Source organism: Streptomyces sp. NPDC048270 (assembly GCF_040652335.1).
Classification (GTDB): Bacteria; Actinomycetota; Actinomycetes; order Streptomycetales; family Streptomycetaceae; genus Streptomyces.
Window position 1 is genome coordinate 93,150 of sequence record NZ_JBEZLV010000019.1, and the last position, 16,882, is coordinate 110,031.

The 16,882-nt window shown below is 72.9% G+C and carries 16 protein-coding genes; 9 read left to right on the forward strand and 7 right to left on the reverse strand.

The genetic code is table 11. The annotated features are described in order from the left end of the window. Positions 1 to 28: 28 nt before the first annotated feature. Positions 29 to 469 carry an NUDIX domain-containing protein gene (locus tag AB0D66_RS18860; protein WP_362304239.1) on the forward strand — a complete coding sequence of 147 codons (441 nt, stop codon included), beginning with the start codon at positions 29 to 31 and terminating at the stop codon, positions 467 to 469. On the opposite strand, the gene AB0D66_RS18865 is transcribed toward AB0D66_RS18860, so the two are convergent. Continuing rightward, positions 466 to 1,356, reverse strand: a complete 891-nt coding sequence (locus tag AB0D66_RS18865) for a trypsin-like peptidase domain-containing protein (RefSeq protein ID WP_362304242.1) — start codon at positions 1,354 to 1,356, stop codon at positions 466 to 468. The genes AB0D66_RS18860 and AB0D66_RS18865 overlap by 4 nt on opposite strands. A gap of 138 nt (positions 1,357 to 1,494) precedes the next feature. Further along, positions 1,495 to 3,231: an AMP-dependent synthetase/ligase gene (locus AB0D66_RS18870; protein WP_362304245.1), complete on the reverse strand. Its 1,737-nt coding sequence runs from the start codon at positions 3,229 to 3,231 to the stop codon at positions 1,495 to 1,497. A 510-nt stretch (positions 3,232 to 3,741) separates the two neighbouring features. On the opposite strand from AB0D66_RS18870, the gene AB0D66_RS18875 reads away from it, so the two are divergent. The 6 genes from AB0D66_RS18875 (at position 3,742) to AB0D66_RS18900 (ending at position 9,044) form a co-directional block, all read left to right on the forward strand. After that, a complete protein-coding gene (locus tag AB0D66_RS18875; RefSeq protein ID WP_362304248.1) occupies positions 3,742 to 4,167 on the forward strand; it encodes a hypothetical protein in 426 nt (141 codons plus the stop codon). 103 nt (positions 4,168 to 4,270) lie between these two features. Continuing rightward, positions 4,271 to 4,555: a hypothetical protein gene (locus AB0D66_RS18880; protein WP_362304251.1), complete on the forward strand. Its 285-nt coding sequence runs from the start codon at positions 4,271 to 4,273 to the stop codon at positions 4,553 to 4,555. Positions 4,556 to 4,715: 160 nt separating this feature from the next. Continuing rightward, the gene (locus AB0D66_RS18885) at positions 4,716 to 5,651 is read left to right on the forward strand and encodes an ABC transporter ATP-binding protein (protein ID WP_362304254.1); all 936 of its coding nucleotides are present in this window, start codon (positions 4,716 to 4,718) and stop codon (positions 5,649 to 5,651) included. Beyond that, positions 5,648 to 6,547: a hypothetical protein gene (locus AB0D66_RS18890; protein ID WP_362304258.1), complete on the forward strand. Its 900-nt coding sequence runs from the start codon at positions 5,648 to 5,650 to the stop codon at positions 6,545 to 6,547. The genes AB0D66_RS18885 and AB0D66_RS18890 overlap by 4 nt, the downstream gene beginning before the upstream one ends. Positions 6,548 to 6,623: 76 nt before the next feature. Then, a complete protein-coding gene (locus AB0D66_RS18895) occupies positions 6,624 to 7,634 on the forward strand; it encodes an AraC family transcriptional regulator (protein WP_362304261.1) in 1,011 nt (336 codons plus the stop codon). 228 nt (positions 7,635 to 7,862) lie between these two features. Next, positions 7,863 to 9,044, forward strand: a complete 1,182-nt coding sequence (locus AB0D66_RS18900) for a lipase family protein (RefSeq protein WP_362304264.1) — start codon at positions 7,863 to 7,865, stop codon at positions 9,042 to 9,044. Positions 9,045 to 9,083: 39 nt separating this feature from the next. Here AB0D66_RS18900 and AB0D66_RS18905 read toward each other — a convergent pair whose 3' ends face one another. From AB0D66_RS18905 to AB0D66_RS18920, 4 genes are all read right to left on the reverse strand, one after another. Then, the gene (locus tag AB0D66_RS18905; protein WP_362304268.1) at positions 9,084 to 10,454 is read right to left on the reverse strand and encodes an alpha/beta hydrolase; all 1,371 of its coding nucleotides are present in this window, start codon (positions 10,452 to 10,454) and stop codon (positions 9,084 to 9,086) included. A 553-nt stretch (positions 10,455 to 11,007) separates the two neighbouring features. Continuing rightward, positions 11,008 to 12,894 carry an AMP-dependent synthetase/ligase gene (locus tag AB0D66_RS18910; protein WP_362304271.1) on the reverse strand — a complete coding sequence of 629 codons (1,887 nt, stop codon included), beginning with the start codon at positions 12,892 to 12,894 and terminating at the stop codon, positions 11,008 to 11,010. Between the two features lie 318 nt (positions 12,895 to 13,212). Beyond that, positions 13,213 to 13,545 carry a hypothetical protein gene (locus tag AB0D66_RS18915; RefSeq protein ID WP_362304274.1) on the reverse strand — a complete coding sequence of 111 codons (333 nt, stop codon included), beginning with the start codon at positions 13,543 to 13,545 and terminating at the stop codon, positions 13,213 to 13,215. Beyond that, the gene (locus AB0D66_RS18920; protein WP_362304277.1) at positions 13,545 to 14,060 is read right to left on the reverse strand and encodes a DUF6232 family protein; all 516 of its coding nucleotides are present in this window, start codon (positions 14,058 to 14,060) and stop codon (positions 13,545 to 13,547) included. Before AB0D66_RS18920 ends, AB0D66_RS18915 begins: the two co-directional genes overlap by 1 nt. Positions 14,061 to 14,358: 298 nt before the next feature. On the opposite strand from AB0D66_RS18920, the gene AB0D66_RS18925 reads away from it, so the two are divergent. Together AB0D66_RS18925 and AB0D66_RS18930 are read left to right on the forward strand one after the other, a co-directional pair. After that, a complete protein-coding gene (locus tag AB0D66_RS18925) occupies positions 14,359 to 14,661 on the forward strand; it encodes a hypothetical protein (RefSeq protein WP_362304279.1) in 303 nt (100 codons plus the stop codon). Continuing rightward, a complete protein-coding gene (locus AB0D66_RS18930; RefSeq protein WP_362304282.1) occupies positions 14,658 to 14,975 on the forward strand; it encodes a hypothetical protein in 318 nt (105 codons plus the stop codon). Before AB0D66_RS18925 ends, AB0D66_RS18930 begins: the two co-directional genes overlap by 4 nt. A 78-nt stretch (positions 14,976 to 15,053) precedes the next feature. On the opposite strand, the gene AB0D66_RS18935 is transcribed toward AB0D66_RS18930, so the two are convergent. After that, positions 15,054 to 16,397 carry a dicarboxylate/amino acid:cation symporter gene (locus AB0D66_RS18935; protein WP_362304285.1) on the reverse strand — a complete coding sequence of 448 codons (1,344 nt, stop codon included), beginning with the start codon at positions 16,395 to 16,397 and terminating at the stop codon, positions 15,054 to 15,056. Positions 16,398 to 16,882: the final 485 nt, after the last annotated feature.

Genomic DNA, 16,882 nt, shown 5'->3' on the forward strand with positions numbered 1-16,882 from the left:
GCCGCGATCACCGGCGTACGCTGGTCGGATGCGAACTCCACGTCACGCAGCGCGCGTTGTCATCCTGTCCCCCGCCGGGTCGGTGTTCCTCTTCCGCGAGAACAACGTGGAGGTCGGCATCCACTGGCTGCCGCCCGGCGGGGGCATCGACCCGGGGGAGAGCCCCGAGGAGTGCGTGCGGCGCGAGCTGCGCGAGGAGACCGGGTGGACCGACCTGGAGCCGGGGCGGCTGCTGTGCACCTGGGAGCACGACTTCACGCACCAGGGGATCCCGGTCCGCCAGCACGAGCACATCTACCTCACCACGGGCCCGCACCGCGAACCGGTGCTGGAGTACCCGGGCATCCACTGGCAGTGGCTCTCCCCGCAGCGCCTGGCCACCCTCGGCGAACCGCTGTGGCCGCCGCGCCTGCCGGACCTCCTGGCGAACGCGCCGGCCGATCCGGTGCACCTGGGGCTGATCAGCTAGTTCGGCTGGTTCTGCTGGTTCTGCCGGTTCGGCCGGCCGTCGCCCTTGGCCGCGGTGGCCTTGGCGTACAGCGAGGCGGCGTAGTCGCCCAGGATGGTGCTGGTCGACACGTCGTCCGTGTCGCCGCCCGTCAGGATGCCGATGATCTTTCCGTCGCGGGCGATCCAGGCGCTGCCGCTGGTGCCGCCGGGGAAGTCGGCGCAGTCGAAGCGCTGTTCCGTCTCGCTCTCGCGGACGGTGACCGCCGTGCAGGTACGGGGCACCTTGCGGTCGGCGGGGTAGCCGGTGACGGTGACCTCCTCGCCCGAGCGGCCGCTGGTGTCCAGCGCCGCCGCCCCGGTCACGTCCTCGATGTTCCGGCCCGCGGCGTCGGGGGCCAGGCGGGCGAAGGCGAGGTCGTAGCTGTCGTCCGTGCCCTCGGCCCAGCGGTCGTCCTCGAAGACCTCCTCGAGCTTCCACGTGCCGTACGGGGCGATCCCGTTGGCGTACGCGGGCACGAAGACGGCGGTGCCGCCGCCCTGGTCCCCGTCGAGCAGGCAGTGCCCGGCGGTGATGATCAGATTCCGGCCGGGGCTCTGCACCACGGTGGCGGTGCAGAAGTGATCGCTGTCCAGGCCGTTCGTGAACAGGGCCCCGGTGAAGGCCGCGGGACCGCCGGGCTGGGGGGTGACCGCGGGCGGCAGCGTGCTCTTGGGCGGGGTGGTCAGCTGCGGTTTCGCCGCCTGGGAACGGGACGGGGCCGTGGTCGGCTGCGTCGGCCCGGCCTTGGCCCGCGCGGGCGCGCCCGCCTCGGGCGGCGGCGCCAGCTCGGCCACCGCGGCGGAGGCCCCCAGCGCCGCGAGGGCGCACAGCACCACGGTCACGACGGTCCGCTTGTCCACCGACATGATGATCCTTCCGCTGCGCCCCGGCGAAGCATGCCCCGCGGGCGGGGCCGGGTGCAAGGCGGCCCCGGGCCCCACCCCCGGGGCGCCCCGGCCGGGGCGCCCCCGCGCCCGCCCCCGCCGTCTGCGCCCGGCCCGCGCTCAGCCCCCGTACAGCCGCTCGATCTCCGCCGCGTACCGCTCCGCCACCGCCCTGCGCCGCAGCTTCAGCGTCGGCGTCAGGGTCCCGGACGCGATCGTGAAGTCCTCCGGGAGGACGTGGAAGGCGCGGACGCGGGCCGGGCGGGAGACCGAGGCGTTGGCCTCCGCCACCGCCGCCTCGACCAGGGCGCGGACCGCCGGGTGGGCGCAGGGGGCGGTGCCCAGGTCGTGGCCCTCGCGGGCGGCCCAGGCGGTGATCTCCTCCGCGTCCAAGGTGATCAGGGCCACCGGGTGCGGGCGGCGGTCGCCGATCATCACCGCGCGGGAGACGTAGCGGGAGCGCTGGATGGCGAACTCGACCTCCGTGGGGGTGAGGTTCTTCCCCGCCGAGGTGATGACGATCTCCTTCTTGCGCCCGGTGATCCGCAGGTACCCGTCGGCGTCCAGTTCGCCCAGGTCGCCGGTGTGCAGCCAGCCCTCCGGGTCCAGGGCCTGCGCCGAGGCCGCCTCGTTCGCGTGGTAGCCCGGGAACACCATCGGCCCGCGCGCCAGCACCTCGCCGTCCGGCGCGATGCGCACCTCGCAGCCCTCGATCGGGCGCCCCACCGTCCCGTGGCGGACCGCCCCGGGGTGGTTGAGGGAGATGACTCCGCCCGACTCCGTCATCCCGTACCCCTCGTACACCGCGATCCCGCAGGCCCGCAGCAGGTCCAAGGTGGCCGGGGCGATCGGGGCGCCGCCGGTGAGCGCCCACTTGAGCCGGCCCCCGAACGCGCCCCGGACCAGGGAGTACAGCGACTTGTCCGCCGCCTCGTACGCGTCCCGGTGCTCCTGCGGCAGCCGGCCCTCCGCCGCGAGCACGCCCAGCCGCACCGCCTCCTCGAGGCGTTCCCGCCCGCCCGCCTCGGCCTCGGCCAGCGACAGCACCACCGAGTGGAGCTTCTCGAACAGCCGCGGCACGGAGGGGAGGTGGGTGGGGCGGACCTCCGACAGCTCCGCCAGCACGTCCTCGATCCTGCCGCCGAAGTAGCAGAGCTCCCCGCCCTCCAGCAGCGTGGTGAACTGGATCAGCTGCGCCAGCAGGTGCGCGAGCGGCAGGTAGAGGTACGTCGTGTCCCCCGGGCCGCCCCTGACCAGCGGGAGGGTGGCGTCCTGGATCGCGCCCAGGTTGCCGTGGGTGAGCCGGCAGCCCTTCGGCAGGCCGGTGGTGCCCGAGGTGTAGACGATCGAGGCGTCCTCGCCGGGCACGACGGCCGCCGTGCGGGCGAGCAGCTCCGCCTCCGGTGCCGGCGGCAGGCCCGGCAGCGCGTCCATCCCCACCACCGTGCGCAGCGCGGGCAGTGCGGCCCGCAGCGCCTCGACCCGGGCGGCCTGCGCCGCGTCGTCGCAGACCACGACCACCGCCGCCGAGTCCTTGAGCACCCAGGCGAGTTCCTCCTCGCCCGCCGTCGGATAGACGGGGACGAGGACCGCGCCCGCCGCGAGCACCCCGAAGTGGGTGTACGTCCACTGCGGGCGGGTCTCGGCCAGTACGGCCACCCGCTCGCCCGCGGCCACCCCCAGCCCGAGCAGCGCCCGCCCGACGGCCCGTACCTCCGCGCCCAGTTCCGCGTACGTACGGGTCTGCCAGCCGCCGTCCCCCGGTGCCCGGAACCTGAGGGCCGCCTGCGGCCCGTACCGCTCCTCGGTCCACTGGGTGAAGCGCGCCAGTGTGCTCGGCCGGCCGTCGACGTCCATCGCGTGCCCTCCCGGGAGTCGGTGGCCCCCGACCCTAGGCAGCCGGGGCGCCCCGGGGCATGACCGGAAGCGTCAGCCGTGCTGGCCGCAGCGCTCATCGCGGCCCGGGGCGGCACCCGTCGTGTGCCGAAGATGTGGTCGTCCAGTGAGCGTCGAGTGGTCATCGACCGGTTCTTGTCGGCCAGGAAGGCCTGTTTCCGGCCAAGCCGTTCCAGGTAAAGCGCGTCCCAAGGCGGGAATATGCAGGTCCGCGACCGGAACGCCGCTCCACACCATGCCTGTTGGCCAATTCAACAGTGGCCAAGTGATCGTCTTGTAGGTAACGTTCGCGTGTGCCCGGCCTTCGAAGGACGAGACGGCCGGGCACACCGTCGGGCTTCTCTCTGACCAAGAGCGGTTCGGCAGACCAATTAATCGGGGGAAAGAAGTCCGGGGGGACCTTTCGGTTTCCACGCCTGTTCAGGTTGCCCGTTGGGCTTCCTCCCCCTTGCGACAACGCAAGGGAATCAAATGAATCGCAACACCCTGCGGATGACGGCCGTCTCGGCCGTCGCCGCCATCGCCATCGGGGGCGGCGCCGGCCTGGCCCAGGCCTCCAGCGCGTCCGTGGCCGCTCCCCAGAGCATCTCGGCCACCCAGCAGGCCGAGGCCCAGCAGGCCGCGCGCGCCCTGCTGTCCAGCCCGCTGGCCGCCGAGCTCACGCCCGCCGAGCGGGCCGAGATGAACAAGATCGTCAACGGCGAGCTCTCCGCCGCCAGCAGGTGGAGCGCGATCCGGGCCGCCTTCAGCAAGGTCGGCGGTTTCGCGAAGGCCATCGGCGGCAAGTTCAGCGACTTCAAGAAGTGGTACGACGGTCTGTCCTGGTGGGTGCGCGCCCCCCTCGCGGCCGTCTCCCCGGGCCTGACCCTTCTCGAGATCTACAACGCCCTCCACTGATCGAGTGGAGTGGGCCGGTCCGTCCGGGTTCTCCCCGGGCGGGCCGGCCCGGCCACCCGTAGCCCTGCCCCGCTACGGGACACGCAGAGACGGAGCGTCCGGGATGACCGACACCAAGTCCACAGCCCGCACCCGCGCGGCCGGCGGGGGTACGTGGGCCCTGCCCCTGCTGGCGCTCGCGCCGGCGGCGGCCATCGACAAGTTCACCGACCACGCCACGCCGTGGCTCGTGATCTCCTGGGTGTGCTGCGCACTGGCCGCCGTACTGCTGGCGGCCGGCTGGTCGACCGTATTCCGCAACGGAATGCGAAATGCCGGATCCTGGGCGACGTGCATTCTCGCGCACGCGGTCCTGGCGATCCAGCTGATATGGCTCGTCCGGCACTGAGCGCACACCTGACGCCATATCAGAATTCGGAATTGGATTCACCATTGAGCAAGTCAATCGGGGGAAGAAACCCGCGGGTGACAACCCTTCGGTTTCCACGCCTGTTCAGGTCGCCTGGTGCGGGCTTCCTCCCCCTTGCGATAACGCAGGGAGACCCTACATGAACCGCCGCTCCCTGAATACGGAGCCGGGCGGAGTCCTGGTGGAGGCGGAAGGCCTCGGCCGCTCCTTCGGCCCCAAGCGGGTCCTGGACGGTGTCTCGATGAGCCTGCGCTCCGGAGAGGTGACCGGCTTCGTCGGGGCCAACGGGGCCGGGAAGTCCACCACCATCCAGCTGATGCTGGGCCTGTTGCACGGCGAGGGCAGCACCAGCTACCTCGGCCGTCCGCTGCGCGCCTGGGGCGCGCCGGGCACGGTCGTCGGCGCCGTCCTGGGCGGCGTCGCCGGCCACTCGAGGCACCGTGTCCGCACCCATCTGCGGATGGTGGCGGCCGGCTCCGGCGTTTCGGACCGCCGCGTCGCCGAACTCCTGGACACCGTCGGCCTGACGGAGGCCGGCGCGCTGCGCCTGGAGCAGCTGTCGCTCGGCATGGCCCAGCGCGTCGCCATCGCCCAGGCCCTGCTGGGCGATCCGCCCGTGCTCGTCCTCGACGAGCCCGCGAACGGGCTCGACCCCCATTCGATCCGCTGGCTGCGGGAGTTCCTCCGCGCGCAGGCGGACCTGGGCCGGGCGGTCCTGGTCTCCAGCCACTTCCTCGGCGAGATGGAGCAGTTGGCCGACCGCGTGGTCGTCCTGTCGCGCGGCCGGGTCGTGGCCTCCTCACCGATGGCCGAGCTGCTGGCCCGCGCCGCCGACCGGCGGGTGGTGACCGTGGAGTCGCCCGATCTGCCGCGGCTGGCCGGGCTCGTCGAGGCGCACGGCGGGCGGCTCACTGCCACGGGCGGCGCGGCCGCGCGCATCACCGGCCTGGACCGGGTGCGGATCGGCACCCTCGCGGCCGAGAGCGCCCTGCCGCTGTACTGGCTGCACGAGGCGGGCCCGTCACTGGAGGAGTTCTACCTGGCCATCGCGGAAGAGGAGTTCAAGATCTCGTGAGGTCATCGGCACCGGCGGCCCCCGAGGCCGCCGTTCCCCCCGCCCTGCCGGCCCCCGTGGCCGTCTCCCCCGCCGAGGCCTTCCGCCGGGCCTGCCGTTACGAGTGGCGGCATCTGGCGGGGCTGGGCTCGACGTGGATCCTGCTCGGCGTCGTGGCGGTACTGAGCCTGCTGACGGGCGTCACCCTGCTGCTCGACCTCGACAAGGACCGGCCGGTCACTCCGGCCACCATGGCCGACGTGATCGCGTGGACCCCGCTCGCCACACAGGTCCCGGCCCTGTGCTTCTTCCTCCTCGTCCTGGGCACCGGGCCGGTCTCCACCGAACTGGTGCGCGGAGGCGCCCGTACGACGTGGCTGGCGGTGAACGGACGCTTCACCGCCTACACCGCGAAATGCCTGGTCGGCTTCCTGCTGGCGGCCTCGACGGCCGCCACCAGCGCCCTGCTCGGCGCCCTCTCCTCCGCGACCGTCCTGGCCGTGAAGGGCGCCCCGCAGCCCGAGTGGGGCGGAGTGCTGGTGCCCGCCCTGCGGTTCACGCTGTGGATGGGCTGCTGGACGCTGCTCTGCCTGGCGCTCGTGTCCCTGGTCCGCAGCCGGATCATCCCGGTGCTGATCCTGTGCATGTGGCCGCTGATCGTCGAGCGGCTCGCGGGCGGGGCGCTCGGCTACGTGCCCGGGCTGGACGGGGTGGGCGGCTGGATGCCCTTCGCAGCCGGTCGGGCCATGCTGACGGACGTCTCCGCCTACCCGCCCGACGACCGGCCCTTCGCGCAGGCTCTGGTCGGATCCCACCTGTCCTCGGGCACGGCCACGCTGGTGTTCTGCCTGTACACCGCCGCGATCGCGGCTGCGGGCTGCTGGGCGTACTGCCGCCGGGACGCCAAGACGGGCTGACCGGACCGCTCCCCGCGCCACTCCCCGCGCCGCCGCTTCCGTATCGCACGGCGGCGCGGGGGGCTACCTTCGGAGCATGGGGAGGCGGACGATCACCGTGCACCACGTGCGGGCCGTGCTCGCGGGGGCCCGCGGCAGCGGCATCGACACGGTGCCCCTGCTCCAGGAGGCGCAGATCCCGCCGCTGCTGCTGGGCGACGACCGGGCACGGATCACACCGGCGCAGTTCGCCCGCCTGTTCCGGGCGCTGTACCGGACCACGCAGGACGAGTTCCTCGGCCTGAGCCCGGTCCCCAGCCGCCCCGGTACCTTCGCGATGATGTGCTACGCCTCGCTCGGCTGCCGGGATCTGGGCGCGGCGATGGAGCGGGCGGCCGCCTTCTACGGGCTGTTCCCGGGCGGGCCGGAGCTCGCCCTCGAAGTGGTCGGCCCCCAGGCCCGGTTCACCGTGCGCAATGACTTCGCCCGGGACGAGGAGCGCTTCCTCACCGAGTGCGTGCTGGCCATCTGGCACCGGCTGAGCAGCTGGCTGGTCGGGCGGCGCATCCCGCTGGCGCACGCCGCCTTCTCCTATCCGCCGCCGCCGCACGAGGCCGAGTACGAGGTCCTCTTCGACTGCCCGGTCCGCTTCGGGGAGGCCCGTACGGGCGCCGCGTTCGACGCGCACTGGCTGACGGCGCCGCTGGTACGGGACGAGGCCGCGCTCGACGCGATGCTGCGCCGGGCACCGTTCGACCTGCTGTCGCGGCCCGAGTACGGGACCACGGTCGCGGAGCAGGTCCGCCGGGCCCTGACCCAGCAGCTGCGCGCCTCGCCGCGGTTGCCGGCGCTCGGGGAGGTGGCGGCGCGGCTTGCGGTGTCCCCGGCGACGCTGCGGCGGCGGCTGCAGCACGAGGGGACCTCCTTCCAGCAGCTGAAGGACCATGTCCGGCGGGACGCGGCGATCGCGGGCCTGGCGGAGAGCGGTGAGCCGATCGCGGAGCTCGCGGCGCGACTGGGGTTCTCCGAGGACACGGCGTTCCACCGGGCCTTCCGCCGCTGGACGGGCACCACCCCGGGCGCCTACCGCCTGGCCTCGACCCTCTGACCCCCCAGCCTCCCGGGGCTCCGCCCCGGACCCCGCGCCGCACACGCCGGCGGGGCCGGATGTCGGCGCCGCCCGACGAAATTCCAGCCCCGCCGACGTTTGAGGCGCGCCGGACAGGGCCTGCCGCGCCCGGCCAGGAAAGGTGAGCTGCACGGTCAGCGACCTTCCTACCGGTCGGTCACTACCTTCGCCTCACCACCCCCACCCGGACCCTTGGGAGAGCCGCCCATGCGCTTGCGAAGCAACGCCCTGGCCGCCGTCACCGCCCTGGCCCTCTCGGCCGCGATCCCCGCCACCGGAACAGCGGCCGCGGCCGCGATCCCCGCCGCCGAAGCCGGCGCCGCGGGAGCCGGCCGCCCCGGTGACCTGGTCAGCAGCGCCCCCTCCGCCTTCCACCCGCTCCCCGGCCAGCCCACCCGCACCAAGGCCTGGAAGATCCACTACCGCTCCACCACCGCCGAAGGAGCCCCGAACACCGTCTCCGGCACCGTGATCGTCCCCCAGGACGGCCGCACCGGCCCGCGCCCGCTCATCACGTACGCCGTCGGCACCGTCGGCATGGGCGACTCCTGCGCGCCGAGCAACAACATCCCGCACGGCACCGCCATGGAGGCCAACCTCATCCAGCAGCTGACCCTGCGCGGCTGGGCCGTGGTCGTCACCGACTACGAGGGCCTCGGCACGCCGGGCGTGCACACCTACACCGTGGGCCCCTCGGCCGGGCACGCCGTGCTCGACGCGGCCCGCGCCGCCACCCGGCTCCCGGAAGCCGGCCTCCCGGCCGACACCCCGATCGGCATCATGGGCTACTCCCAGGGCGGCCAGGCCAGCAGCTGGGCCGCCGAGCTGCAGGGCTCGTACGCCCCGGAGCTGAAGGTCAAGGGCACGGCGACCGGCGGCGTCCCGGCCGACCTGATGAAGGTCGCCGACTTCAACAACGGATCCTTCGGCTCCGGACTGATCTTCATGGCGGCGGCCGGCCAGGACGCGGCCTTCCCGGAGCTGAAGCTGGACTCCTACCTCAACCCGCTCGGCAAGGCGCTGGTCGCCGGCATGAAGGAGAACTGCGTGGCGATCGACGCGATCGCCGGCTCCTTCAAGCGGATCTCCGACCTGACCACGCGCAACCCGCTCGACCAGCCGGACTGGCAGGCCCGGCTCGGCCAGAGCAGGCTCGGGCGCACCGCCCCGGCCGCGCCGGTGTACCAGTACCACGCGCTCGCCGACGAGTTGATCCCCTACGGGGTGGGCCGCGGGCTGCGCTCCGACTGGTGCGCGAGGGGCGCGAACCTGGAGTTCGACACCATCCTGATCGGTGAACACGTCAGCGGCGTGATCACCCAGTCCCTCGCGGCCGGCAACTGGCTCGCCGACCGCTTCGCCGGGCGCGCCACGCACGCCAACTGCTGACGCCTGGCCCGCAAGGCCCGGCACCCGCCCCGCCGCCGCTCACCCTCCCCCGGCCGTCGCCGGGGGGACCTCCTCGGCGGGGCAGGACCGCGTCCCGGACGGCAGCCGCCCGGCGAGCAGGAAGCGGTCCACGTACTCCCGGACGCAGCGCGAGGACACGTAGCCGGTGTGGCCCTCCCCCTTGTAGTCCACGATCACCGCCGAGCCGAGCCGCTCGGCCGTCTCCTCCGTCCACTCGTACGGGGTCGCCGGGTCCCCGCGGGTGCCGACCAGCAGCATCCGCGGGGCGCCCGGGCGGTCGATCCGCCGGATGAAGTCGGTGCCGGCGGGGCGCCCGTAGCAGGAGAGCACGGTGGCCAGCTGGCTCGGCCCGAAGATCTTCGAGGCCTTGAGGAACTCCTCCTCCAGGGCTGCCACTTCCTTCTCCACGGTCGCCGCACCGGCCTTCACGTCGGACCGGTCCGGGTCGTCCGCGCAGCTCACGGCGAGGAGGGCGGCCTGGGGGTTGTCGGCGGGCACCGTCCCGGGGCCGTCGGGCTCCTCCTCCTCGTCCGAGGGGACCGCCGGTCCGCCGAGCTGGAGCAGTTCCGCCGGGTCGCCGCCCCGTTCGGCCGTCGCCAGCGCGTCGGCGAGCGCGGGCCACATGAGCGGGGAGTACAGGGCGGCTCCGATCGCGTAGACGAGGTCCTGCCCGGTCACGTACGAGCCGTCGTGGCCCACCAGCGGCTCCTCGTCGAGCCGGGTCACCAGGGCGTCGACCTTCTCCCGGGCGGTGCGGGTGTTGGTCCCGTAGACGCAGTCCTGCTGGTGGGCGCACCAGGAGAGGAAGTTCTCCAGGGCCCGCTGCTGCCCGCGCGCCGAGGCCAGGGCCTGCTCCGCCAGCGGCTCGGTGAGGGTGTCGACGCCGTCGAGGACCATGCGGCCGGTGCTGCCGGGGAACTGCGCCGCGTACACGGCGCCGAGCCGGGTCCCGTACGAGAAGCCGAGATAGTTGAGCTTCTTGTCGCCAAGTGCCCGGCGGATCGCGTCCATGTCGCGGGCCACGTGCACGGTCCCGACGTACGGGAGGACCGGGCCGGAGGCGAGCTCACAGCTCCTGGCCAGGGCCCGCAGGGCGGCCAGCTGCGCGGCGGCGTCCGCTCCCTCCTCCAGTGCGGTCTCCTGGGAGCTGCCGCAGGAGACCGGCTCGCTGTGGCCGACGCCGCGCGGGTCGAAGGCGACGAGGTCGTAGCGCTCGCCGAGGTCGGCGAAGGCGTCGGGGTCGGCGGCCAGGCTCGCGATGCCCGGACTGCCGGGGCCGCCGTAGTTCAGCAGGAGCGAGCCGAGGCGCTTCTCGCGGTCGGTGGCCGGTATGCGGGCCAGGGCGATCTCCACCGTGCCCTTGCCGGGGGCCGCGTGGTCGAGGGGCACCTCGATGGTCCCGCACCGCATCCCGGCGGGTACGGGCCGGTCGGGGCACTTCCCCCACCGGACGGCGGGCGCGGGGGGTTCGGAGCCCGGGCCGGGTGCGGGTGCGGATCCAGGGCCGGGAGCCGCTCCGAGGCAGGCCAGGACGAGCACGCAGGCCGCGGCGGCCCTGGCCGGGCCGCGGCAACGGCTGCGGCAACGGCTGCGGCTACGGGGGCGGGAACGGTGCACGGCGCCCTCCTCGGGCATTCCCCCGGGCCGCTGGAGCGGTCAGCCCACCATAAGCGCGCCCGCCGACCCCCGCCCCTCGACCGGAGCCTCCGCGCCCCGCCCCCGCCGGCAGCCGGGCCCACCCACATCCCGGCCCGGCCCGGCCCACATCCCGGCCCGGCCCGGCCCACATCCCGGCCCGGCCCGGCCCACGTCCCGGCCCGGCCCGCAGGCCGGGCTCACCCGCACCCCGGCCCCGCCCGGCGCCCGGGCGCTCGCCCGGGCCCCGCCTTGTCCCGGCGCCCGGCTCAGGCCTCCCGGGCCCCGCCTTGCCCTTCCGCCCGGCTCAGGCCTCGCGGGGTCCCCGGTACAGCTCGTCGATCTCGCGGGCGTAGTCGCGGGCGATCACGGCCCGCTTCAGCTTCAGCGACGGGGTCAGATGGCCGCGCGCCTCCGTGAAATCGCCCTGCAGGACGGTGAACCGGCGGATCGACTCGGCGCGCGACACCAGTCGGTTCGCCTCGTCGACCGCCCGCTGGATGTCCGCCCGCAGCTCCTCGTCCCGCACCAGCTCGTAGATCGGCACGCCCACCTTCTTGTGCATCTGCCGCCAGTGCAGCAGGCCGTCCGGTTCCAGGGTGATCAGGGCGGTGATGTAGGGCCGGTTGTCGCCGACCACCAGGCACTGGCCCACCAGGGGATGGGCCCGCAGCCAGTCCTCCAGGGGCGCGGGGGCCACGTTCTTGCCGCCGGAGGTGATGATCAGGTCCTTCTTGCGGCCGGTGATGGTGAGGTAGCCGTCGGCGTCGAGCTCGCCGATGTCGCCGGTCGGCAGCCAGCTCCCGTACGGCACGCCCTGGCCGCTGTTCCAGTACCCGGCGAAGACGTGCCGCCCGCCGAGCAGCACCTCGCCGTCGTCCGCGATCCGCACGGCCGTGCCGGGCAGCGGCCAGCCGACGGTGCCGAGTCTGGGCCGCAGCGGCGGGGTCACGGTGGAGGCGCCGGTCGTCTCGGTGAGGCCGTACCCCTCGAAGACCTCGATGCCGGCGCCGGTGTAGAACGCGGCGAGGCGGCTGCCGAGCGGGGATCCCCCGCTGAGGACGTAGCGGACGCGGCCGCCGAGCGCGGCCCGGATCCGCCGGTAGACGAGTGGGTCGTACAGCGCCCGCGCGGCGCGCAGCCCGAGCCCGGGCGCCCTGCCCTCGACGGCCTTCTCGCCCAGGCGCCGCGCGATGCGGGCGGCGCGGTCGAAGGAGGCGGCCCGGCCCATCTTCTCGGCGGTGGCGCGGGCGGTGTTGAAGACCTTCTCCAGGACGTAGGGGATCGCGAGCAGGAAGGTCGGCCGGAACCCGGCGAGGTCCGCCAGCAGCTCCTCGGTGGCGATGCTCGGCGCGTGCCCGAGCTTCACCCGGGCCCGCAGGCAGCCGACCGCGACCATCCGACCGAAGACGTGGGACAGCGGCAGGAACAGCAGGGTGGAGGCCGGGTCCTTGCTGACGGACTTGAAGACGGGGTGCAGCAGCTCCACCGCGTTGTCCACCTCGGCGAAGAAGTTGCCGTGCGTGATGACGCAGCCCTTGGGCTGCCCGGTCGTGCCCGAGGTGTAGATCAGGGTGGCGACGGCCTCCGGGGTACGGGCGGCCCGCCGCGCGTGCACCACCGCGTCGGGCAGGTGCTCGCCGGCCTTGACCAGCCGGGCGAGGGCGCCGGTGTCGAACTCCCACAGGTGCGCCAGCCAGGGCAGGTTGGCCCGTTCGGCGCTGATGATGCGCGCCTGCGCGGTGTCCTCGACGGCGCAGGCGACGGCGCCGGAGTCCTGGATGATCCAGCGCGCCTGGAGGGCGGAGGAGGTGGGGTAGACCGGTACGGTGACCAGCCCGGCGGCCCATCCGGCGAAGTCGAGCAGCGTCCACTCGTAGGTCGTGCGGGCCATGATGGCGAGCCGGTCGCCCTCCCGCAGCCCCTCGGCGATCAGCCCCTTCGCGACGGCGAGCACCTCGGCGGCGAACTGGGCCGCGGTCACGTCCCGCCAGGTCCCGTCCCGGCCCTTGCGGGCGAGGACCGCCTCGCCGGGAGCCTGCCGGGCGTTGTCGAAGGGGATGTCCCCGAGCGAGCCCCGCTCGGGCACCCCCGCCAGCGCGGGCACCCGTACTTCGCGCACCACCCCGTCGACCGTGGTCTTGACGGGCTCGACGGGTGCCACGGGCCTGGCCGGCCTCAGCTCGGCTTCCACGGTGCACTCTCCTCTGGGATAGCGAGTTACCGCCGGTAATGTACGCAGCGGTAACCCCGCCCGACCACCCCCCGACCTCCTTCTTCACCGACGCTCCACGCTTCCCCCGCCACCCGAGGCGAAGCGCCCGCCCGCCGGGAAGCCCAGTCCGGTGACTCCGCTTGCATCCGGACACAGGGGCTTCGGGCAGAGGGAGGCAGCGGATTCCTTGCATTTATCTACGCGATTTCTGATGACGCCGTCGCCGAACTCCCGACCCCGGCAAAGAAAGGGGGCCGCTGAAACACGGCCCCCCTCCTTGTGCGGATTGCTTCCGATTCAGCCGAGCAGCGCCTTCACCGCCGCGATCACGGGAACTCCGGCCTCTCCGATGAGCGCCGCGATTCCGGAGAACATCCGGAGAAGTTTGTTGAAGCGGCCCTCGGAGGGATTCGAAACGATCTCCTCGATCGCCGCGTCCACCTCCGCCCGGTCGCCCTCGTCCAGGTGCGGCCGCATCGCCCGGACCTCGTCGAGGAGCTTCTGCAGCTCCGGCGACCCCACCTGGGGGACGCCCACGTGCTTCCCGCCGGCCACGATGTCGCCGGCGCCGCTGTGCTCCGCCCTGCCGATGCTCCCCGGCCCGTACTGGGTGTACTGGTCACCGCTCATCAGCGGCTCCCGATGTTGCCGGAGCCGCTGTGTTGCGCCCTGCCGATGCTCCCGGCCCCGTACTGCTCGATGTGGTCCCCCATGACGGCGTGCTTGACGTTGTAGACCACCTGCGCGGTGTCCGGGCGGCCGATCGCCTTGGTGATCTCCATGACGAGGGCGTGGATCTCGCTGCGCTCCGTGGACCACACGGCATCGCGCTGCGTGCCGGAGGTGTTGAGGACCAGGCCGTACAGCGGGGGCTTGCCGATGACCGCGACGAGCTGCCAGATCAGCAGGCCCAGCACGACGACCAGCAGGACGACCCCGATCTCCCCTGCGGCGGCGGACACGATCCCGCCGATGACGAGGGTGATGAGCGCGCGGGCGATGAACTTTCTCCACGCCGCACCCTTGTCGACCTCCAATACTCGCTGCCCTACGTGGGAGATGTTGCGCAGCGGATAAGCCTCACCGTCGACCCACAGCACGCCTTCCTGCACCCGGACTTCAACGGTTGATTGGCTAGGCGCCATATCCCGCCCCCCTTGCCTCTTTATTTGGAGTTCTCGGCACGCAGTGTAGGGCGAGGTCGATCGGTCAAGTAGAGATCGGACAACTTCGACTTAGTGATGATCAATTGACCATTCCGCTTGACATGGCACCCGGCGGAAATGACCTCGCCCACACACCCCGGCGGCCCCTCAATTTCCGCTTCGTAAAAGGGAGTTGGCGCGCGCCATCGGCGGCCGCGCGGCGTCGGCACGCGGAGAGATCATGGTCGATTAGCATGGACATGATCTGTGATGTCCAGGCCAAGTCGGGGGTAACCAGGTGTCGTTCGACGCGGAATGGGCGCAGCACAAGGCGGCCGCCCTGGCCGGCCGGCCGTCTCCCGCCCTGCGGCTGAACCAGGTGGCGCCGGAGGCGGGCGGCAGCCCCGCGGGCAGCCTGCCGGCCGGGGCCGGGTCCCTCAACGGAAACGCCAACCTCCCCGCCGACCGGCTGACCGAGGCCCAGAAGCGGGAGATCGCCGCACGCTGCAACGGCGGCCCCTATGGGGACCTGGGCAAGGCCCAGGGATACGGTGACCGGTTCGTCGACGACCTGGGCGGGGCGAAGGAGGCCATGCGGTGAGGCCGCGCCGCGAGAGCATCGACCTGCCCGAGGACCGGGGCTGCCTGCAGTGGGTGCTGGGCGTCCCGCTCGGCCTGCTCTACCTGCCCGCGGTGTACTTCTGCGTGCTCCTGCTGGTCGCGGAGGCGGACCCGGGCGACGACCGGATGCGCGCCGATATGCGGTCGGGCGCCCACGCCGTGTACGCCGTCTGCCTGATCGGGCTGCTCGTCTGCCTGTTGCCGGTGTATCGCCGGACGATGAACCGCTGGTGGTACGCCCTGCCGATGCTGCTCGCCGCGGTCGCGTGGGTCCGTATCGCGACCCTGCGCTAGACGGCCTGGACACGCCACGGCCCCCGCCCGGACGGGGGCGGGGGCTGCGGCGAGTGCGCGGGCGCGGGCTGTCGGGCGTCAGGCGGGGACGGCGACCGGCTCGGGCTTGGCGGTCTCGGCGGCCGTCGCCGGGGCGGCCTCGTCATCCAGGGGGGAGGCCGAGGCGGAGGCGTAGGCCTCCTTGTCCAGGATCCCCTCGCGAGCCGAGACGATGACCGGGACCAGGGCCTGGCCGGCCACGTTGGTGGCGGTGCGCATCATGTCCAGGATCGGGTCGATCGCCATCAGCAGGCCGACACCCGCCAGCGGCAGGCCCAGCGTGGACAGGGTCAGCGTCAGCATGACCGTCGCGCCGGTCAGACCGGCCGTCGCGGCCGAGCCGATGACCGAGACGAACGCGATGAGCAGGTACTCCTTGATGCCCAGCTGGACGTCGAAGATCTGCGCGATGAAGATCGCGGCGAGCGCCGGGTAGATCGCGGCGCAGCCGTCCATCTTCGTGGTGGCGCCGAACGGGACGGCGAAGGAGGCGTACTCCTTCGGGACGCCGAGGCGCTCGGTGACCTTCTGGGTGACCGGCATGGTGCCGACCGAGGAACGGGAGACGAAGGCCAGCTGGATGGCGGGCCAGGCGCCCTTGAAGAACTGCAGCGGGCTGACCTTGGCGACCGTGGCGAGCAGCAGCGGGTACACGCCGAACATCACCAGGGCGCAGCCGATGTAGACGTCGGCCGTGAAGGTCGCGTACTTGCCGATGAGCTCCCAGCCGTACGTGGCGATCGCGGTGCCGATCAGGCCGATGGTGCCGATCGGGGCGAGGCGGATGACCCACCACAGGGCCTTCTGGAGCAGCTCGAGCACGGACTCGGCGAGGTCGAGGACCGGCTTGGCCTTGCTGCCGAGCTGGAGGGCGGCGATACCGGCGACGACGGCCAGGAAGACGATCTGGAGGACCTTCAGCTCGGTGAACGGCGTGACGATGTTCGTCGGCACGATCCCGGTGAGGAAGTCGATCCAGGAGCCGGTCTTCTTGGGCTCCTTGCCGTCGGCGGCGGTGAGGCCGGTGCCCGCGCCCGGGTCGGTCAGCAGGCCGATCGCTATGCCTATGCCGACCGCGATCAGCGAGGTGATCATGAACCAGAGCAGCGTGCGGGAGGCGAGCCGCGCGGCGTTGTTGACCTTCCGCAGGTTGGTGATGGACACCAGGATCGCGAAGAAGACGAGCGGCGCGATGGCCAGCTTCAGCAGCTGGACGAAGATGTCGCCGGTCTTCTCCAGGGTGGTGCCGAGCCAGCTGACGTCCTGGCTGCGGGCGATCCAGCCGAACAGGACGCCCAGGACCAGACCGGCGATGATCTGGGCCCAGAACGGGAACTTGAACGAGGCCTTGGCGGGAGCCTGGGCCTGGGGGGACGCGGACACGAACACGCTCCTGGGGTGACGCACGAAGACAGGGGGAGGCTTTGCGGGAGGGGTGGTGCGGTGCGGCGGCAGCCAGGGGCGCCTCCCGGGCAGACCGGGGGAGGAGCGCGGCCGGCCGGGACCGCTGCTGTATCGATTCAGCGCACGATGCGGATCAACAGCAACAGGCCGCGGTCGCGCGGCGGCAGAGGTCGACGTCCAGGCGCGCCACGAGCGGGACGCTCACGGTCATCGGGTGCGCAGCTCTGGTCAACATGTTGAACACGCTAACACTTCCCCTTTGGGAATCTCAAAGGGGTTCTTTGAGGTGGGCAAACACCGCCGCCCCAGCGCTACGGGCGGTTGGCCCGGCTCTGGGGCGGTTCGGTGTGTGAGGAAGCTAACGGCCGGCGGCGCGACCCGGGTGGCCGCCCGGCGCGGCGCGTCCACGCGACACGAGACGTTCACGCGCCGCGCGCCGTTCACGCCCCGCGCGCCGTTCACGC